This is a genomic window from Streptomyces sp. NPDC102402, from assembly GCF_044765765.1.
GTDB lineage: Bacteria > Actinomycetota > Actinomycetes > Streptomycetales > Streptomycetaceae > Streptomyces.
In genome coordinates, this window is record NZ_JBIWKR010000010.1 from 245,229 (window position 1) to 261,722 (window position 16,494).

Here is a 16,494-nt window from a genome sequence, read left to right on the forward strand (position 1 = left end):
GTTGTCGGTGAGACCTGCGTCGACGAAACCCCGCCGGTCGGATCCCAACTCCGGAATCGCTTTCTCCGGTGGCCGGACCCCGCGCCCGCCCGCATGCCGAGGCGGGCGGAGCGGCGAGGCCGTCGGTCGCCGCCCCTCCCGCCCGTCATGCCGGGACGCCCTACCGCCCCCCGTCCAGGAGCCCGGACTGCACCAGCGGATTCCCGCGGCGCCGGGTGACGAAGATCCCGCGCCCCGGGGGCATCGGGCGCGGTCGTACGTTGCCGAGGATGTCGCCCTCGACCGGGTCGCCGGAGAGCATGAGGCCCTGAGCCCCGAGTTCGAGGATGCGCTGCAGGAAGGGCTCGTACAGCGCGCGGCCCGCCCCCGCACTGCTGCGGGCGATGATGAAGCGGACGCCGACGTCCCGGGAGAACGGCAGCATCTCCGTGAGCTTCGCCAGCGGGTTCCCGCTGGACGTGGAGACCAGGTCGTAGTCGTCCACGACCACGTACACCGCCGGGCCGCTCCACCAGCTGCGCTCACGCAGTTCCTGGGCCGTGACGTCGGGCGAGGGCGTTCGGCGCTTCATCAGGTCGTACAGCGCGTCCGCGTGGTGGTCCATGTTGTTGGACATGGGGACGTACTCGGCCAGATGCGTCGTCGGGGTGACATCAAGGAGCGCACGCCGGTTGTCGATGACGAAGAACTTCGCCTCGTTCCCCGCGTACCTCTCCGTCAGCTGCTTGATGAGCAGGCGCAGCATGTTGGACTTGCCGGATTCGCTCTCGCCGAACACCAGGAAGAACGGGTCCCGCCCGAAGTCGAGGTAGACCGGCTCCAGGTTGTTCTCGTCGATACCGAACGCGATGCCCCGCTCCGGGTGCGCGTGGCCCGCCGGCAGGTCGTGCACCGGGAGTTCGCGGGGGAGCAGCCGGACCGCCGGGGCGGGAGCCGCTGTCCAGTGCCGGGCGACCTCCTGGTTCATGGCCGCCGTGGCCTCGGAGAGGTCACTGTCGGAGTTGATGCCGTCGATCCGCGGGACCGCGGCCATGAAGTGCAGCTTCTCCGGCGTGAGACCGCGGCCGGGTACGCCGGCGGGGACGTTGACCGCGGCCTTTCGGTCCAGTTCGGAGTCCATGACGTCACCCAGCCGCAGTTCGAGCCGGTTCATCAGGTGGTCCTTCAGGTTCGCCCGGACCTCCATGGAACGCGACGCCGTGACGATCAGGTGGATGCCGTAGCCGAGACCGCGCTGCGCGATGTCGATCGCTGCCGCCTCCAGCGCCTCGTAGTCCGTGCGGAAGTTCCCCCAGCCGTCGATGAGCAGGAAGACGTCGCCCCAGGGCTGGTCCGTCACCGAGATCTCGCCGCGCGCCCGCAGCCGGCGGAAGGTGGCGATGGAGTCGATGCCGGCACTACGGAAGTACTCCTCGCGGCGCGCCATGATCCCGTAGACCTCGGAGACCGTACGGCGCACCCGCTCCGGATCGAGCCGGGAGGCGATCCCGCCCACATGGGGAAGGCCGGAGACCGAGGCCATGCCGCCGCCACCGAAGTCGAGGCCGTAGATCTGGACCTCCTGGGGCGTGTGCGTGAGAGCGAAGCCCGCGATGAGGGTGCGCAGCAGCGTGGACTTGCCCGACTGAGGGCCGCCGGTGATCTGCATGTGGCCGGCCGCGCCGGAGAAGTCCCGGTAGAGCGTGTCCCGGCGCTGCTCGTACGGCTTGTCGACCACGCCGAGCGGTACGACGAGACGGCCCGAGCCCTCGAACCCGGGCTGGGTGAGCCCCCGGCCCTCGACCGCGGTCAGCCCCGGCAGGAGCTCGTCCAGGGACGGCGGATTGTCCAGCGGGGGCAGCCACACCTGGTGGGCCGAGGCGCCCCGCCCCTCCAGCCGGCGCACGATCACATCGAGGACCGTGTCGGCCAGGGCGTCGTCCTCGGCCCTGCGAGCCTCGGGCACCCCGGTCTGCGCCGCCGGCTGCAGGTAGCGCACCGGCACCGGAGCCGCGGTGAAGACCACGGGCCTGCGGTCCACCGGCAGGGGGCCGGAGGAAGCGGCCGGCCGCGAGTCCGACCGGTACACCCCGGAGACGTACGCCGCCTTGAAGCGCACCATCTCGTCCGTGCCGTACTTCAGGTAGCCCGAACCGGGGACGTTGGGCAGGTGGTAGGCGTCGGGTACGCCCAGAGCCGCCCGGGACTCGCCCGCGGAGAACGTCCGCAGACCGATCCGGTACGACAGGTAGGTCTCCAGGCCCCGGAGCCGCCCCTCCTCGAGGCGCTGCGAGGCCAGCAGCAGATGGACGCCCAGCGAACGGCCGATGCGCCCGATCTGCACGAACATCTCGATGAAGTCCGGCTTGGCCGTGAGCAGCTCGCTGAACTCGTCGATGACCAGCACGAGAGAAGGGATGGGCTGCAGCGGTGCACCCGCCGCACGGGCCTTCTCGTAGTCGTGGATGTTGGCGTAGTTGCCCGCGTCGCGCAGCATCTCCTGGCGGCGGTTGAGCTCACCGCTGATGGAGTCGCCCATGCGGTCCACCAGCGTGAGGTCGTCGGCGAGGTTGGTGATCACGGCCGCGACGTGGGGCATCTGCGCCATTCCGGCGAAGGTGGCACCACCCTTGAAGTCCGCGAGGACGAAGTTGAGCGTCTCCGAGGTGTGCGTGACGGCCAGGCCCAGGACGAGCGTACGGAGCAGCTCGGACTTGCCGGAACCGGTGGCGCCGACACACAGGCCGTGCGGCCCCATGCCCTCCTGCGCCGCCTCCTTGAGGTCCAGCATCACCGGGGCGCCGTCCTCGCCGACGCCGATCGGCACCCGGAGCCGTTCCGCCTGGGAGCGGGCCCGCCAGGTACGGCTCACGTCGACCGAGGCCGCGTCGCCGAGATTCAGCAGATCGGTGAACTCCAGATTGGCGAGCAGCGGTTCGTCGTCGTCGCCGCCGGACGCCACGTGCAGTGGAGCCAGCTGGCGGGCCAACGCCTCCGCGGCCTCGTGGCTCAGCAGGTCGGGAACGCCGTCGTACACCAGCCCGTGCCCCGACTCCAGCTGAAGCGAGTGGGGGTCCACCACGATCGAGAGGCCGCCGCGAGCTCCGTTGACCTGACCGGTGACGATCTCGATGACCGTCACGCCCTGGAGGCCCTCGGCCGACGCGAGCGCGGACGTCGCGGGCACGGACTCGCCGTCGAGCACGACCACGACGTGGGGCTGGTCCATGAGCGGCTGACCGCCCGGCTGGAAGCGGGGCCGGCCGTCGAGGCGGCCCGCGAGCATCTCCTCCAGCTCCACGACGCTGGTACTGATCAGGCGGCGGCTGCCCGCCCCGTCGATCGCCCCCTGCGCCTGGACGTGGGGGAGCCACTTCGTCCAGTCCCAGCGGGGAGCGGTGTCCCGGCCGGCCGCGACGGCGATGATCAGGTCCTCGGGGGAGTGCAGCGAGGCGAGCGCCCCGATCATCGCGCGGGCCGTGGCACGCGCGGAATCCGCGTCGCCGCTGATCGTCAGGTGGTAGAAGGCGCGGAGCGACACCGCCATCGGCAGGCCGTCGAGCGTGCTGTGGGTCGTCAGGAACTGCTGCATCGCGCCGGCGGTCAGCGGCTCCAGCTCGTCGACCGGCGCGGTGTCGGGCGCGATGAGCGGGGTGGCGAGCTCCTGGCTGCCCAGGCCGATGCGGACGTGTGCGAAGTCCGCGTCGCCGACACGGCGTTCCCACACCCGGCTGCCCTCGGCGACGAGCGCCCACAGCTGCTCAGGCGACGGGTGGAGGTAGAACTGGGCGTCGCGCTGCGCCCGCGCCGTCCTGAGCACGGCGCGACGGGTCTGCGTCAGATACTTCAGATAGTCGCGCCGCATGTCAGCGAGCTGGCCCTGTGTGCCCCGCCGGAAGCGGATGATCATCGCGACGGCCATGGCGACCGTCGACGCGATCATGATCATGCCCATGATCCGCATGATCGGGTTCGGCGTCATGAAGAAGAAGACGACGGAACCACCCATGCCGAGCATCGGCAGCAGCTGCATCATCACCCCCTCCTGTTGCCCTCGGGGCAACTCCGGCGGAGGTTGCAACTGCACCTGCTCGCCCGGAACTTCGGAGGGGAGGGCCCGCGGTGGGCGCTTGACGACGATCTGGCTCACGGCTCACCAATTCCCTTGCCGGACGGAACTGTTCCTATCGGCGCCCCCGTGGCGACGGGTTCCGTCCGCGGGAGGATCCTACTGGCGTGCCCGGCGACCCGAGGGCGGTAGGGTGTCGCGACGCGTGTACGCATCCGCTAACTACCGCAAAAAAACGGTTCATTCGGGACGGAGCCGGAGCCCGTGATCCAGGGGCGCGTTCCAGGAGGTCGAGGAGAAGCATGAGGGGGAGCAGCACGTGACTATGACGGCCCGAACTGCGGCTACCGGATCCGGGCGGCCGGGTCCCGGACTGCCGGCCGGCAACGGAACCGGATTCTGCCGGGTCACGGTCGTCGCGCCCGACAGCCGTGTCGACGTGGCGCTGCCCGAGGACATCCCCGTCGCCGACCTCTACCCGGAGATCCTCCGGCTGTCGGGGCAGAGCCCCGCCCAGGGCGCCCCGGTCGGCTACCACCTGGTGCGCCGTGACGGCACCGTCCTCGACAGCGGGCGCACGCTGGCCGGTCAGCGCATCCTCGACGGCGAGCTGCTGTCCCTGCGGCCCTTCTCCGAGTCGCTGCCCCCCGCGGTCTTCGACGACGTCTCCGACGCCGTCGCCACCGCCGTGGCGCGGGACCGCACCCTCTGGGGCGACAGCCTCATGCGGTCGGCCGGCCTCTTCGGCGGGTCGGTCCTGCTGGTCCTGCTGGGCTTCGTGCTGTGGGCCTCCGGCATCCGGCACGACATGCACAGCCTGCCGGGCATCCTGGCCGCCGTCGCCGCCGTACTGCTCCTCGCGCTGGCCTGCGTCCGCGCGCGCGTCTACGCGGACCGCGGCTCCTCCATCGCGCTGGGGATCGGCGTGCTCGCCAACGCCGCGGTGGCCGGTGCCGGGCTCCTGCCGCTCGGCGCGGGCCAGGGCGTCGGGAGGCTCCAGTTCCTGCTCGCCTGCGCCGCCGTGCTGGTGGCCTCCGTGATCCTCATGATCGCCGCCCCCGAAGGTGACGGCACGTTCGTCGCCTTCGTGTTCGCCTCCGCCATCGGCGTGCTCGTCACCTTCGTCGCGATCATGACCGGCATGAAGCCGGCCGAGACCGCAGCCGTGTGCGCCCCCCTCTCCGTGGGACTCCTCGCCTTCCTCCCGGGGCTCTCCACCCGCTTCGCCCGCCTTCCGATCGGCTTCGAACCGCCCCGTACCACCGTGGGCGACTACGGCACGGCCGACCCCGCGCCGCAGGGACCGGTCGACGCCGACCGCATCACAGCCCAGGCGCGGCGCGGCCACGAACTGCTCCTCGGCCTGGTCGGCGGCTGCGCCCTGGTGGCCGTCGGCGCCGCCGCGGTGCTCGGCTTCTCCGACAGCGTCTGGGGCCAGCTGCTGGCCCTCGCGACCGGGGTCGCGATGCTGATGCGCGCCCACCTCTTCCGCTACACCGCCCAGGTCGGCTGCGCCCTGGGCGCCGGCCTCGCCGCGCTCGTGCTCCTCGGTCTCGGGCTGTCGCTGAACCCTCCGGCCGACCTCGTCCGCGAGGCTTCCAGGGGGGGTGCAGGACTCGACATCCGTACGATCTGGCTCACCGCGGCGGTCGCGGGCGTCGCCGCGCTGATCACCGCCATAGGGCTGATCGTGCCCCGCAAGGGCGTCACCCCGTTCTGGGGGCGCTTCCTGGAGGTCGCCGAGGCCTGCGTGCTGCTGACGCTGCTGCCGCTGTGCCTCGCCGTTTTCGACGTGTACCACTCGATCCGGGCGCTCACCAGCTGATCCGCCCGGCACGACGGCCGACCGGGTCCACGGCGGCTGGTACGCTGTGTGACGGCCGTTTGTGTACGCGCCTCCGGGATCATCCTGAGGGCTGCGCTCATCGGACCTTCGCCTCCGAGTCATGGAAGCTCTCCTGAGATCAAGACCAGGGGCACTCGTGGGCGCATCGAACATCAAAGAGGAGTACGCGTGCCGCTCGACGCCGCTACGAAGAAGCAGATCATGTCCGAGTTCGCCCAGAAGGAGGGTGACACCGGATCCCCCGAGGTCCAGGTCGCCATGCTCTCCCGCCGGATCTCGGACCTGACGGAGCACCTCAAGACGCACAAGCACGACCACCACTCCCGTCGTGGTCTGCTGATCCTGGTCGGCCAGCGTCGCCGCCTCCTGCAGTACCTGGCCAAGAAGGACATCCAGCGCTTCCGTGCGCTCGTCGACCGCCTCGGCATCCGCCGTGGCGCGGCCGGCGGCGCCAAGTAAGGACGCTGTGAAAGGGAGCGGTTCCCACTTCTAGGGGGCCGCTCCCTTTGCCGTACGTGCGGGACCGGGGTCAAGCTCAGTAACCTGGACGTACGACACCAGACGAGGAGAGGCGCGCCAAGGCCGCCGCCGGTCCTCGGTAGTGGCCCCCGGGACAACGCCCGGGAGCTTCGATCGAAGACCGGCCCCGCACACGGGCGCGCTCCTCCGTACCGTCCTCCGCCACACGGGCGGCAGGACGAAAGACGACGAGTATGGAGAAATCACTAGTGGAGAACGAGACCCACTACGCCGAAGCCGTGATCGACAACGGCACCTTCGGCACCCGCACCATCCGCTTCGAGACGGGCCGCCTGGCCAAGCAGGCCGCAGGCTCCGCCGTCGCGTACCTGGACGACGACACCATGGTGCTGTCGGCCACCACCGCTTCCAAGCGGCCCAAGGACCAGCTCGACTTCTTCCCCCTCACGGTGGACGTCGAGGAGCGGCAGTACGCGGCCGGCAAGATCCCCGGCTCCTTCTTCCGCCGTGAGGGCCGGCCCTCCGAGGACGCGATCCTCACCTGCCGCCTGATCGACCGCCCGCTGCGCCCCTCCTTCAAGAAGGGCCTGCGCAACGAGATCCAGATCGTCGAGACGATCATGGCGCTCAACCCCGACCACCTGTACGACGTGGTCGCGATCAACGCCGCCTCCGCCTCCACGATCCTGGCGGGCCTGCCCTTCTCCGGCCCGATCGGCGCCACCCGCGTCGCCCTGATCAAGGGCCAGTGGGTCGCCTTCCCGACGCACACCGAGCTCGAGGACGCCGTCTTCGACATGGTCGTCGCCGGTCGCGTCCTCGAGGACGGCGACGTCGCGATCATGATGGTCGAGGCCGAGGCCACCGAGAAGACCATCCAGCTCGTGAAGGACGGCGCCGAGGCCCCGACCGAAGAGGTCGTCGCCGCGGGCCTCGAGGCCGCGAAGCCCTTCATCAAGGCGCTCTGCAAGGCCCAGTCCGACCTCGCCTCCAAGGCCGCCAAGCCCACCGGCGAGTTCCCGGTCTTCCTCGACTACCAGGACGACGTCCTGGAGGCGCTCAGCAAGGCCGTCAGCACCGAGCTCGCCAAGGCGCTCACCATCGCCGGCAAGCAGGAGCGCGAGGCCGAGCTGGACCGCATCAAGGAGATCGCGGGCGAGAAGCTCCTCCCGGCCTTCGAGGGCCGCGAGAAGGAGATCTCGGGTGCCTACCGCGCGCTGACCAAGAAGCTGGTCCGCGAGCGCGTCATCAAGGACAAGGTCCGCATCGACGGCCGTGGCGTCACGGACATCCGTACGCTCGCCGCCGAGGTCGAGGCCATCCCGCGCGTGCACGGCTCGGCGCTGTTCGAGCGTGGCGAGACCCAGATCCTGGGCGTCACCACCCTCAACATGCTCCGCATGGAGCAGCAGCTGGACACCCTCTCCCCGGTGACCCGCAAGCGCTACATGCACAACTACAACTTCCCGCCGTACTCCGTCGGTGAGACCGGCCGCGTGGGCTCGCCCAAGCGCCGCGAGATCGGCCACGGCGCGCTCGCCGAGCGCGCCATCGTGCCGGTGCTGCCGTCGCGCGAGGAGTTCCCCTACGCGATCCGCCAGGTCTCCGAGGCGCTGGGCTCCAACGGCTCGACGTCCATGGGCTCGGTCTGCGCCTCCACCATGTCCCTGCTGAACGCCGGTGTGCCCCTCAAGGCCGCCGTCGCCGGCATCGCCATGGGCCTGATCTCGCAGGAGATCGACGGCAAGACCCACTACGTCGCCCTCACCGACATCCTCGGTGCGGAGGACGCCTTCGGCGACATGGACTTCAAGGTCGCCGGTACGAAGCAGTTCGTGACCGCGCTCCAGCTCGACACCAAGCTCGACGGCATCCCCGCCTCGGTCCTGGCCGCCGCGCTGAAGCAGGCCCGTGACGCGCGTCTGCACATCCTGGACGTCATGAACGAGGCCATCGACGTCCCGGACGAGATGTCCCCGAACGCCCCGCGGATCATCACCGTCAAGATCCCGGTGGACAAGATCGGTGAGGTCATCGGCCCCAAGGGCAAGATGATCAACCAGATCCAGGAGGACACCGGCGCCGACATCACGATCGAGGACGACGGCACCATCTACATCGGTGCCCAGCAGGGCTCGCAGGCCGAGGCCGCCCGCGCCACGATCAACGCCATCGCCAACCCGACCATGCCGGAGGTCGGCGAGCGCTACCTGGGTACGGTCGTCAAGACCACCACCTTCGGTGCGTTCGTCTCCCTGATGCCCGGCAAGGACGGTCTGCTGCACATCTCGCAGATCCGCAAGCTCGCCGGTGGCAAGCGTGTGGAGAACGTCGAGGACGTGCTCGGCGTCGGCGCCAAGGTGCAGGTCGAGATCGCGGAGATCGACTCCCGCGGCAAGCTCTCCCTGATCCCCGTCATCGAGGGTGAAGAGGACGAGAAGAAGGACGACACCGACAAGTGACGTCCCGTAGTTCCGTGACGACGGCCCGCCCCTCCTCGGAGGGGCGGGCCGTCGCCCGTACCCAAACGCTTCTCAAGGGCAGCAACGGCATCGGCACGGTCCGCCGTACGGTCCTCCCCGGCGGCCTCCGGGTCGTCACGGAGACCCTGCCCTCCGTCCGCTCCGCCACCTTCGGGATCTGGGCCAACGTCGGCTCGCGTGACGAGACGCCCACCCTGAACGGCGCGACGCACTACCTCGAACACCTCCTCTTCAAGGGCACGGCCAAGCGCAGCGCCCTCGACATCTCGTCCGCGATCGACGCGGTCGGCGGCGAGATGAACGCCTTCACGGCGAAGGAGTACACCTGCTACTACGCGCGGGTCCTGGACACCGACCTCCCGCTGGCCATCGATGTCGTCTGCGACATGCTGACCGGCTCCCTGATCGCCCCCGAGGACGTCGACGCCGAGCGCGGCGTCATCCTCGAGGAGATCGCGATGACGGAGGACGACCCGGGCGACTGCGTGCACGACCTGTTCGCGCACACCATGCTCGGCGACACCCCTCTGGGCCGTCCGGTCCTCGGCACCGTCGACACGATCAACGCACTGAACCGCGGACAGATCGCCCGCTTCTACAAGAAGCACTACGACCCCACCCACCTGGTCGTCGCCGCCGCGGGCAACGTCGACCACGCCACGGTCGTGCGCCAGGTCCGCAAGGCGTTCGAGCGCGCCGGCGCGCTGAGCCGTACCGACGCCGTCCCCACGGCGCCGCGCGCGGGCTCCCGCACCCTGCGCGCCGCCGGCAAGGTCGAGCTCCTGAACCGCAAGACCGAGCAGGCCCACGTCGTCCTCGGCATGCCGGGCCTGGCCAGGACCGACGAGCGCCGCTGGGCGCTCGGCGTCCTGAACACCGCGCTCGGCGGCGGCATGAGCTCCCGCCTCTTCCAGGAGGTCCGGGAGAAGCGCGGGCTCGCCTACAGCGTGTACTCGTACACGTCCGGATTCGCCGACTGCGGGCTCTTCGGCGTGTACGCGGGCTGCCGGCCCAGCCAGGTGCACGACGTCCTCAAGATCTGCCGCGACGAGCTCGACCGTGTCGCGGCGGACGGTCTCGGTGACGAGGAGATCGGACGTGCCGTCGGCCAGCTCGCCGGTTCCACCGTCCTCGGACTGGAGGACACGGGCGCGCTCATGAACCGCATCGGCAAGAGCGAGCTCTGCTGGGGCGAACAGATGTCCGTCGACGACATGCTGGCGAAGATCGCGGCAGTCACCCCCGACGAGGTCCGGGCCGTGGCGGCCGACGTCCTCGGACAGCGGCCCTCGCTCTCGGTCATCGGCCCGCTGAAGGACAAGCAGGCGGACCGCCTCCAGGAAGCCGTCTCCTAATCACCTCGTAAGGAAAGAGCACATGAGCAAGCTGCGCGTGGCCGTCCTCGGCGCCAACGGACGTATCGGGTCCGAGGCGGTACGAGCGGTGGAGGCCGCCGACGACATGGAGCTGGTGGCAGCGCTCGGCCGCGGCGACTCGCTGGAGGCACTCACCGACAGCGGGACCCAGGCCGTCGTCGAACTGACCACGCCCTCGTCGGTGATGGACAACCTCGACTTCTGCGTCCGTCACGGGATCCACGCCGTCGTCGGCACCACGGGATGGACCGACGGACGGCTCGCGCAGCTGAACACCTGGCTCTCCGCCTCCCCGGAGACCGGTGTGCTCATCGCGCCGAACTTCTCCATCGGCGCGGTCCTCACGATGAGGTTCGCCGAGCAGGCCGCCCGCTACTTCGAATCGGTCGAGGTCATCGAGCTCCACCACCCGAACAAGGCGGACGCACCCTCCGGCACGGCCACCCGCACCGCCCAGCTCATCGCGGCGGCCCGCGAGAAGGCCGGGGCGGCGCCTCAGCCCGACGCCACCGCCACCGCCCTGGACGGGGCCCGCGGCGCCGACGTCGACGGCGTCCCGGTCCACTCGGTACGGCTCCGCGGCCTCCTCGCTCACCAGGAGGTCCTGCTCGGCAGCGAGGGCGAGACGCTCACCCTGCGCCACGACTCGCTGCACCACAGCAGCTTCATGCCGGGCATCCTGCTCGGCACGCGCCGCGTGGTGACCACTCCCGGGCTCACCTTCGGCCTGGAACACTTCCTCGACCTGAACTGACTGGGCCCACCCCAATGCGCGCAAAGCTCACCTACGCCGTCACCGCTGCCGTCCTGGTCTTCTACTTCGTCCTGGCCGGCAGCCGGGGCGTGCTGCTCATCCGCCACGGCACGCTGCTCACGGTCACCTTCGGGGTGGCCGTGCTCATCCTGCCGGTGATCGGCGTCTGGTTCCTCTGGAAGAACACCCAGTTCGTCCGCAGGGCCAACGCACTGGCCGCCGAACTGGACGCGGAGGGCGGCCTCCCCGTCGACGAACTGGTGCGTACGCCGTCGGGGCGCATCGACCGCGACTCGGCCGACGCCGTCTTCGAGCGGCGCCGTGAGGAGACCGAGGACAGCCCGGACGACTGGCGCAGCTGGTTCCGGCTCGCGGTCGCCTACCAGGACGCCAGGGACACCCCTCGCGCGCGGAAGGCGATGCAGCGCGCCATCGCCCTGCACATGGACGAGCCGGCAGGCGCCTGAGCGGCGCCTACCGGCTCGTGAGGTGTCTCCGCGGGCTGTCAGCCGGTGCGGTACTCGTCGCCCCAGGCCTCGACGGAGTCCGTGGCGCGCTCGAACGCCTCGGCCCTGGCCAGGAAGTCCGCGTTGTGGTCGGTGACCAGCGGCGCCAACGGCTCGCCCCCCTTGCGCACCACGACCAGAGCCTGTCCCTGGACGGTGCGCGGGAAGCCGAGCCACTTCACCGGCTGCTGCACCGTGCGGACCGCCACGGCGTCCTCCCACCGCACGGTGGTCGTACGGAAGAAGCCCACCCGGCGCACGCCGTGCCGGCTGACCCAGGCGCCGACCCGCAGCAGCCGCAGCGAGCAGACGATCACTGCGCCCGCGAGCGCGAAACACGCGGTCGCGCCGGACAGTGATCCGGCGAACGTGATGATCATCGCGGCGAGCAGAACGAAGGACGCCAGCAGCAGCGACGTGGCTGCCGCCGCGACCCGCCACGGGCCGGGGCGGTAGGGCCGTCGCCAGCTGTCGTGGTCGTCGAACGGCAGCGCGATGTCCTCTGCGTCCGCGTCGAACACGCGGTCGGCCGTCAGGAAGGGCAGGGGCACGACTGATCCTCACTCACAAGCACGCTCGATTGCTGTGCCCGGTGAGGCTACCGAGCAGCCCCCCGGCCGACCACCCCAGGGGGCCCGTACGGGTCAGCGGTGCTGGGAGGCCTCGGACGTCTGGCCGTGCGACGGCGTCCGGTCGGTGTCGAGTGCGGGCAGACCGAAGAGCAGCGATCCGGCGAAGCCGGCGATCAGCGTGAGCCCCACGAGGGAACGAGAGGCCAGCTGGGAACGACTGGCGCGCTGGCGGGGAGGCGGAGTGACGTTACTGCGGAACCGGTCGGCCTCGGCAACGAACGAGAACGGGACGGATTCACGCCGGCGGAACATGAGGAAGCTCTCCTTGAACTCTGGGACGGGTGCTGCTAATGAGTCAGACGTACGGGAGGCCCGATCGGTGCCCCGAATCGCCGAACCCGTCCAAAATTTCCCGCTGACGGATCCCTTCGCCGCGGCCCGTAGAGTGGACGCCGCCCGAGCGACGCAATGGGAAGGACCCCCGCCGGTGAGCGACACCCCCGAGCCCACAAAGGCCCACTTCCGCAGCGATGTCACCGTTGACCTGGTGAAATCTGCGGCCACCGACTCCGACGTGCTGTTCGCAGCCCGTGTGTCCACGGCCGGGGAGCAGTCCCTGGAAGAGGTCACGAAGGACCCCGAGCGCTCGAAGGGGCTCATCAACTACCTGATGCGAGACCGGCACGGCAGCCCGTTCGAGCACAACTCGATGACCTTCTTCATCAGCGCCCCCATCTTCGTGTTCCGCGAGTTCATGCGGCACCGCGTGGGCTGGTCGTACAACGAGGAATCGGGCCGCTACAGGGAGCTCGAGCCGGTCTTCTACGTCCCGGGCGAGTCGCGAAAGCTCATCCAGCAGGGCCGCCCCGGAAAGTACGAATTCGTCGAGGGAACCCCGGAGCAGCACGAGCTCACCAGCCGCGCGATGGAGGAGTCCTACCGGCAGGCGTACGACGCCTACCAGGAGATGCTCGCCGCCGGGGTCGCCCGTGAGGTCGCCCGCGCGGTGCTGCCCGTCGGCCTCTTCTCCACGATGTACGCCACCTGCAACGCCCGGTCGCTCATGCACTTCCTCGGGCTGCGCACGCAGCACGAACTGGCCAAGGTGCCGTCGTTCCCGCAGCGCGAGATCGAGATGGTCGGTGAGCAGATGGAACAGCACTGGCAGAGGCTGATGCCGCTCACTCATGCCGCCTTCAACAAAAACGGACGGGTCGCCCCGTAGGCGGTGTCCGTATTGCGGCGTTTCGAGAAGTTCATCTAGGCTGATCAAACGGACCCGGCACTGCTTGAACCCCCGAGCAGGCAGTGCCGGGCTCCTCTTCCTCGTCCCCCCGAGGGGGGACGAGGCTCCGAGCAACGAGTAGCGTGTTACCCATGGCTCCGATCTCCACTCCGCAGACCCCCTTCGGGAGGGTCCTCACCGCTATGGTCACGCCCTTCACGGCGGACGGCGCACTCGACCTCGACGGCGCCCAGCGGCTCGCCGCCCATCTGGTGGACGCAGGCAATGACGGCCTGATCATCAACGGCACCACGGGCGAGTCACCGACCACCAGCGACGCGGAGAAAGACCAGCTCGTACGGGCTGTGCTGGAGGCTGTGGGAGACCGAGCCCATGTCATCGCGGGCATCGGCACCAACGACACACGGCACAGCATCGAGCTCGCCCGCACCGCCGAGCGCACCGGCGCCCACGGCCTCCTCGCCGTCACGCCGTACTACAACAAGCCACCGCAGGAGGGTCTCCTCCGGCACTTCGGCGCCATCGCGGACTCCACGGAGCTCCCGGTGATGCTGTACGACATTCCCGGCCGCAGCGGTGTGCCGATCGACACAGAGACGCTCGTACGCCTGGCAGAGCACCCCAGGATCGTCGCCAACAAGGACGCCAAGGGCGACCTGGGCCGTTCCAGCTGGGCCATCGCCCAGTCCGGCCTCGCCTGGTACTCCGGCGACGACATGCTCAACCTGCCCCTGCTCTCGGTCGGCGCCGTCGGCTTCGTCTCCGTCGTCGGCCACGTCGTCACCCCCGAGCTGCGCGCGCTCATCGAGGCCCACCTCGGCGGCGACGTGCAGAAGGCCACGGAGATCCACCAGAAGCTGCTCCCGGTCTTCACCGGCATGTTCCGAACCCAGGGTGTGATCACCACCAAGGCCGCGCTCACCCTGCTGGGCCTGCCCGCCGGTCCGCTGCGCCTCCCTCTGGTGGAACTCACGGCACAGGAGACGGCCCAGCTCAAGATCGATCTGGCCGCCGGTGGGGTACAGCTCTAATCACGGACTTCACAACTGAATACGCGAGGACACTCGCGGCGGAAACACCACCTGACAACAGCAAGTGCACGAATGACATGCGCGCCACGTGCCCTCAGCGGTACGTGGCGCGCGTGGTAAGGAGAGTCTTTTGAGTCATCCGCATCCCGAACTCGGTACGCCGCCGAAGCTCCCCAAGGGCGGCCTGCGGGTCACCCCGCTGGGCGGCCTGGGCGAGATCGGCCGCAACATGACGGTCTTCGAGTACGGCGGCCGCCTGCTCATCGTCGACTGCGGCGTGCTCTTCCCGGAGGAGGAGCAGCCCGGCATCGACCTGATCCTTCCGGACTTCACCACCATCCGGGACCGCCTGGACGACGTCGAGGGAATCGTCCTCACGCACGGCCACGAGGACCACATCGGCGCCGTCCCGTATCTGCTCCGGCTGAAGCCGGACATCCCCCTCATCGGCTCCAAGCTGACCCTCGCGCTCATCGAGGCCAAGCTCCAGGAGCACCGGATCCGTCCCTACACCCTCGAGGTGACCGAGGGACAGCGTGAGCGCATCGGCATCTTCGACTGCGAGTTCGTCGCGGTCAACCACTCCATCCCGGACGCCCTCGCGGTCGCCATCCGCACACCCGCGGGCATGGCCGTCGTGACCGGTGACTTCAAGATGGACCAGCTCCCGCTGGACGGCCGTCTCACCGACCTGCACGCCTTCGCGCGGCTGAGCGAGGAGGGCATCGACCTTCTCCTCTCCGACTCGACGAACGCGGAGGTCCCCGGATTCGTCCCGCCGGAGCGGGACATCTCCAACGTCCTGCGCAACGTCTTCGCGAACGCCCAGAAGCGCATCATCGTGGCCAGCTTCGCGAGCCACGTGCACCGGATCCAGCAGATCCTGGACGCCGCCCACGAGTACGGCCGCAGGGTCGCCTTCGTCGGACGTTCCATGGTCCGCAACATGGGGATCGCCCGTGACCTGGGCTATCTGAAGGTGCCCGCCGGCCTGGTCGTGGACGTCAAGAGCCTCGACGACCTGCCCGACGACGAGGTCGTGCTCGTCTGCACGGGCTCCCAGGGCGAGCCGATGGCCGCACTGTCCCGTATGGCCAACCGCGACCACCAGATCCGGATCGTCCCGGGCGACACCGTGATCCTGGCGTCCTCCCTGATCCCGGGCAACGAGAACGCGGTCTACCGCGTGATCAACGGCCTGACCCGCTGGGGCGCGAACGTCGTCCACAAGGGCAACGCCAAGGTCCACGTCTCGGGCCACGCCTCGGCGGGCGAGCTGCTGTACTTCTACAACATCTGCAAGCCGAAGAACCTGATGCCGGTGCACGGTGAATGGCGCCACCTCAGGGCCAACGCCGAACTCGGCGCGCTGACGGGTGTGCCCAAGGACCACATCGTCATCGCCGAGGACGGTGTCGTCGTCGACCTCGTCGACGGCAAGGCGAAGATCGTCGGCAAGGTCCAGGCGGGCTACGTGTACGTCGACGGCCTCTCGGTCGGCGATGTCACGGAGACGTCCCTCAAGGACCGCCGCATCCTCGGCGACGAGGGCATCATCTCGGTCTTCATCGTGGTCGACAGCTCCTCGGGCAAGATCGTGGGCGGGCCGCACATCCAGGCCCGTGGTTCGGGCATCGACGACTCGGCGTTCAGTGCCGTGGTGCCGAAGGTCGAGGAGGCCCTCAACAAGTCGGCCCAGGACGGTGTGATGGAGCCCCACCAGCTCCAGCAGCTGGTCAGGCGTACCGTGGGCAAGTGGGTGTCGGACACCTATCGCCGGCGCCCGATGATCCTTCCGGTCGTCGTCGAGGTCTGACCCCGACGGCCTCCGCCAGGTGGCCAACCAGGAGCGGGGCGCCCCGATTTGCATCGGGGCGCCCCGCTCCAGTACGTTTGCCATTCCGCCTGAACGGGAACCAGCCCGCGCACCCGTGCGCAGGGAGTCTCCGGACGGGGCGGGAAATCCGACTCAGAATCTCTGATAAAGTCGGATCAGCCGAAAGGCAAAGGCCACTCCACAGGCCGCCGGAATCAAATTCGGACCGGAAACGGAACGGAAAAGAGTCTGGTAAAGTTGGAACCGCCGGAAAGGGAAGCGCGAAAGCGAAGAACTGGAAAGCGAAACCCGCTTCGACCGGGAATCGGACACGAA

At 69.4% G+C, this 16,494-nt stretch carries 12 protein-coding genes; 9 read left to right on the top strand and 3 right to left on the bottom strand.

Features of this window, described 5'->3' with window-relative positions:
• Positions 1 to 160 precede the first annotated feature (160 nt).
• Positions 161 to 4,129, bottom strand: a complete 3,969-nt coding sequence (gene eccCa / locus ACIRJR_RS26935; protein WP_403785115.1) for a type VII secretion protein EccCa — start codon at positions 4,127 to 4,129, stop codon at positions 161 to 163.
• A gap of 244 nt (positions 4,130 to 4,373) precedes the next feature.
• Between eccCa and eccD the strand changes: the two genes are divergently transcribed.
• From eccD to ACIRJR_RS26965, 6 genes are all read left to right on the top strand, one after another.
• The gene (gene eccD / locus ACIRJR_RS26940; RefSeq protein ID WP_403785117.1) at positions 4,374 to 5,873 is read left to right on the top strand and encodes a type VII secretion integral membrane protein EccD; all 1,500 of its coding nucleotides are present in this window, start codon (positions 4,374 to 4,376) and stop codon (positions 5,871 to 5,873) included.
• A 189-nt stretch (positions 5,874 to 6,062) separates the two neighbouring features.
• Positions 6,063 to 6,353 carry a 30S ribosomal protein S15 gene (rpsO, locus tag ACIRJR_RS26945; protein WP_003965855.1) on the top strand — a complete coding sequence of 97 codons (291 nt, stop codon included), beginning with the start codon at positions 6,063 to 6,065 and terminating at the stop codon, positions 6,351 to 6,353.
• Positions 6,354 to 6,622: 269 nt separating this feature from the next.
• A complete protein-coding gene (locus tag ACIRJR_RS26950) occupies positions 6,623 to 8,836 on the top strand; it encodes a polyribonucleotide nucleotidyltransferase (protein WP_329239071.1) in 2,214 nt (737 codons plus the stop codon).
• Entirely contained in the window at positions 8,833 to 10,212 is a 1,380-nt protein-coding gene (locus ACIRJR_RS26955) for a M16 family metallopeptidase (protein ID WP_403785119.1), read from the top strand. The genes ACIRJR_RS26950 and ACIRJR_RS26955 overlap by 4 nt, the downstream gene beginning before the upstream one ends.
• A gap of 22 nt (positions 10,213 to 10,234) precedes the next feature.
• Positions 10,235 to 10,987: a 4-hydroxy-tetrahydrodipicolinate reductase gene (gene dapB, locus ACIRJR_RS26960; protein ID WP_403785122.1), complete on the top strand. Its 753-nt coding sequence runs from the start codon at positions 10,235 to 10,237 to the stop codon at positions 10,985 to 10,987.
• Between the two features lie 14 nt (positions 10,988 to 11,001).
• Entirely contained in the window at positions 11,002 to 11,454 is a 453-nt protein-coding gene (locus ACIRJR_RS26965; protein ID WP_403785125.1) for a hypothetical protein, read from the top strand.
• A gap of 38 nt (positions 11,455 to 11,492) precedes the next feature.
• On the opposite strand, the gene ACIRJR_RS26970 is transcribed toward ACIRJR_RS26965, so the two are convergent.
• Both ACIRJR_RS26970 and ACIRJR_RS26975 read right to left on the bottom strand, forming a co-directional pair.
• The gene (locus ACIRJR_RS26970; protein WP_403785127.1) at positions 11,493 to 12,044 is read right to left on the bottom strand and encodes a hypothetical protein; all 552 of its coding nucleotides are present in this window, start codon (positions 12,042 to 12,044) and stop codon (positions 11,493 to 11,495) included.
• A gap of 93 nt (positions 12,045 to 12,137) precedes the next feature.
• On the bottom strand, positions 12,138 to 12,377 hold the full coding sequence (locus ACIRJR_RS26975; RefSeq protein WP_383576858.1) for a hypothetical protein: 240 nt from the start codon (positions 12,375 to 12,377) through the stop codon (positions 12,138 to 12,140).
• Positions 12,378 to 12,552: 175 nt separating this feature from the next.
• Here ACIRJR_RS26975 and thyX point away from each other — a divergent pair, with 175 nt between their 5' ends.
• The 3 genes from thyX (at position 12,553) to ACIRJR_RS26990 (ending at position 16,158) form a co-directional block, all read left to right on the top strand.
• Complete coding sequence (gene thyX / locus ACIRJR_RS26980; RefSeq protein WP_403785129.1) at positions 12,553 to 13,290, top strand: FAD-dependent thymidylate synthase; 738 nt, start codon at positions 12,553 to 12,555, stop codon at positions 13,288 to 13,290.
• 152 nt (positions 13,291 to 13,442) lie between these two features.
• On the top strand, positions 13,443 to 14,342 hold the full coding sequence (gene dapA / locus ACIRJR_RS26985) for a 4-hydroxy-tetrahydrodipicolinate synthase (RefSeq protein WP_403785132.1): 900 nt from the start codon (positions 13,443 to 13,445) through the stop codon (positions 14,340 to 14,342).
• Between the two features lie 130 nt (positions 14,343 to 14,472).
• Positions 14,473 to 16,158, top strand: a complete 1,686-nt coding sequence (locus ACIRJR_RS26990) for a ribonuclease J (RefSeq protein WP_403785135.1) — start codon at positions 14,473 to 14,475, stop codon at positions 16,156 to 16,158.
• Positions 16,159 to 16,494: the final 336 nt, after the last annotated feature.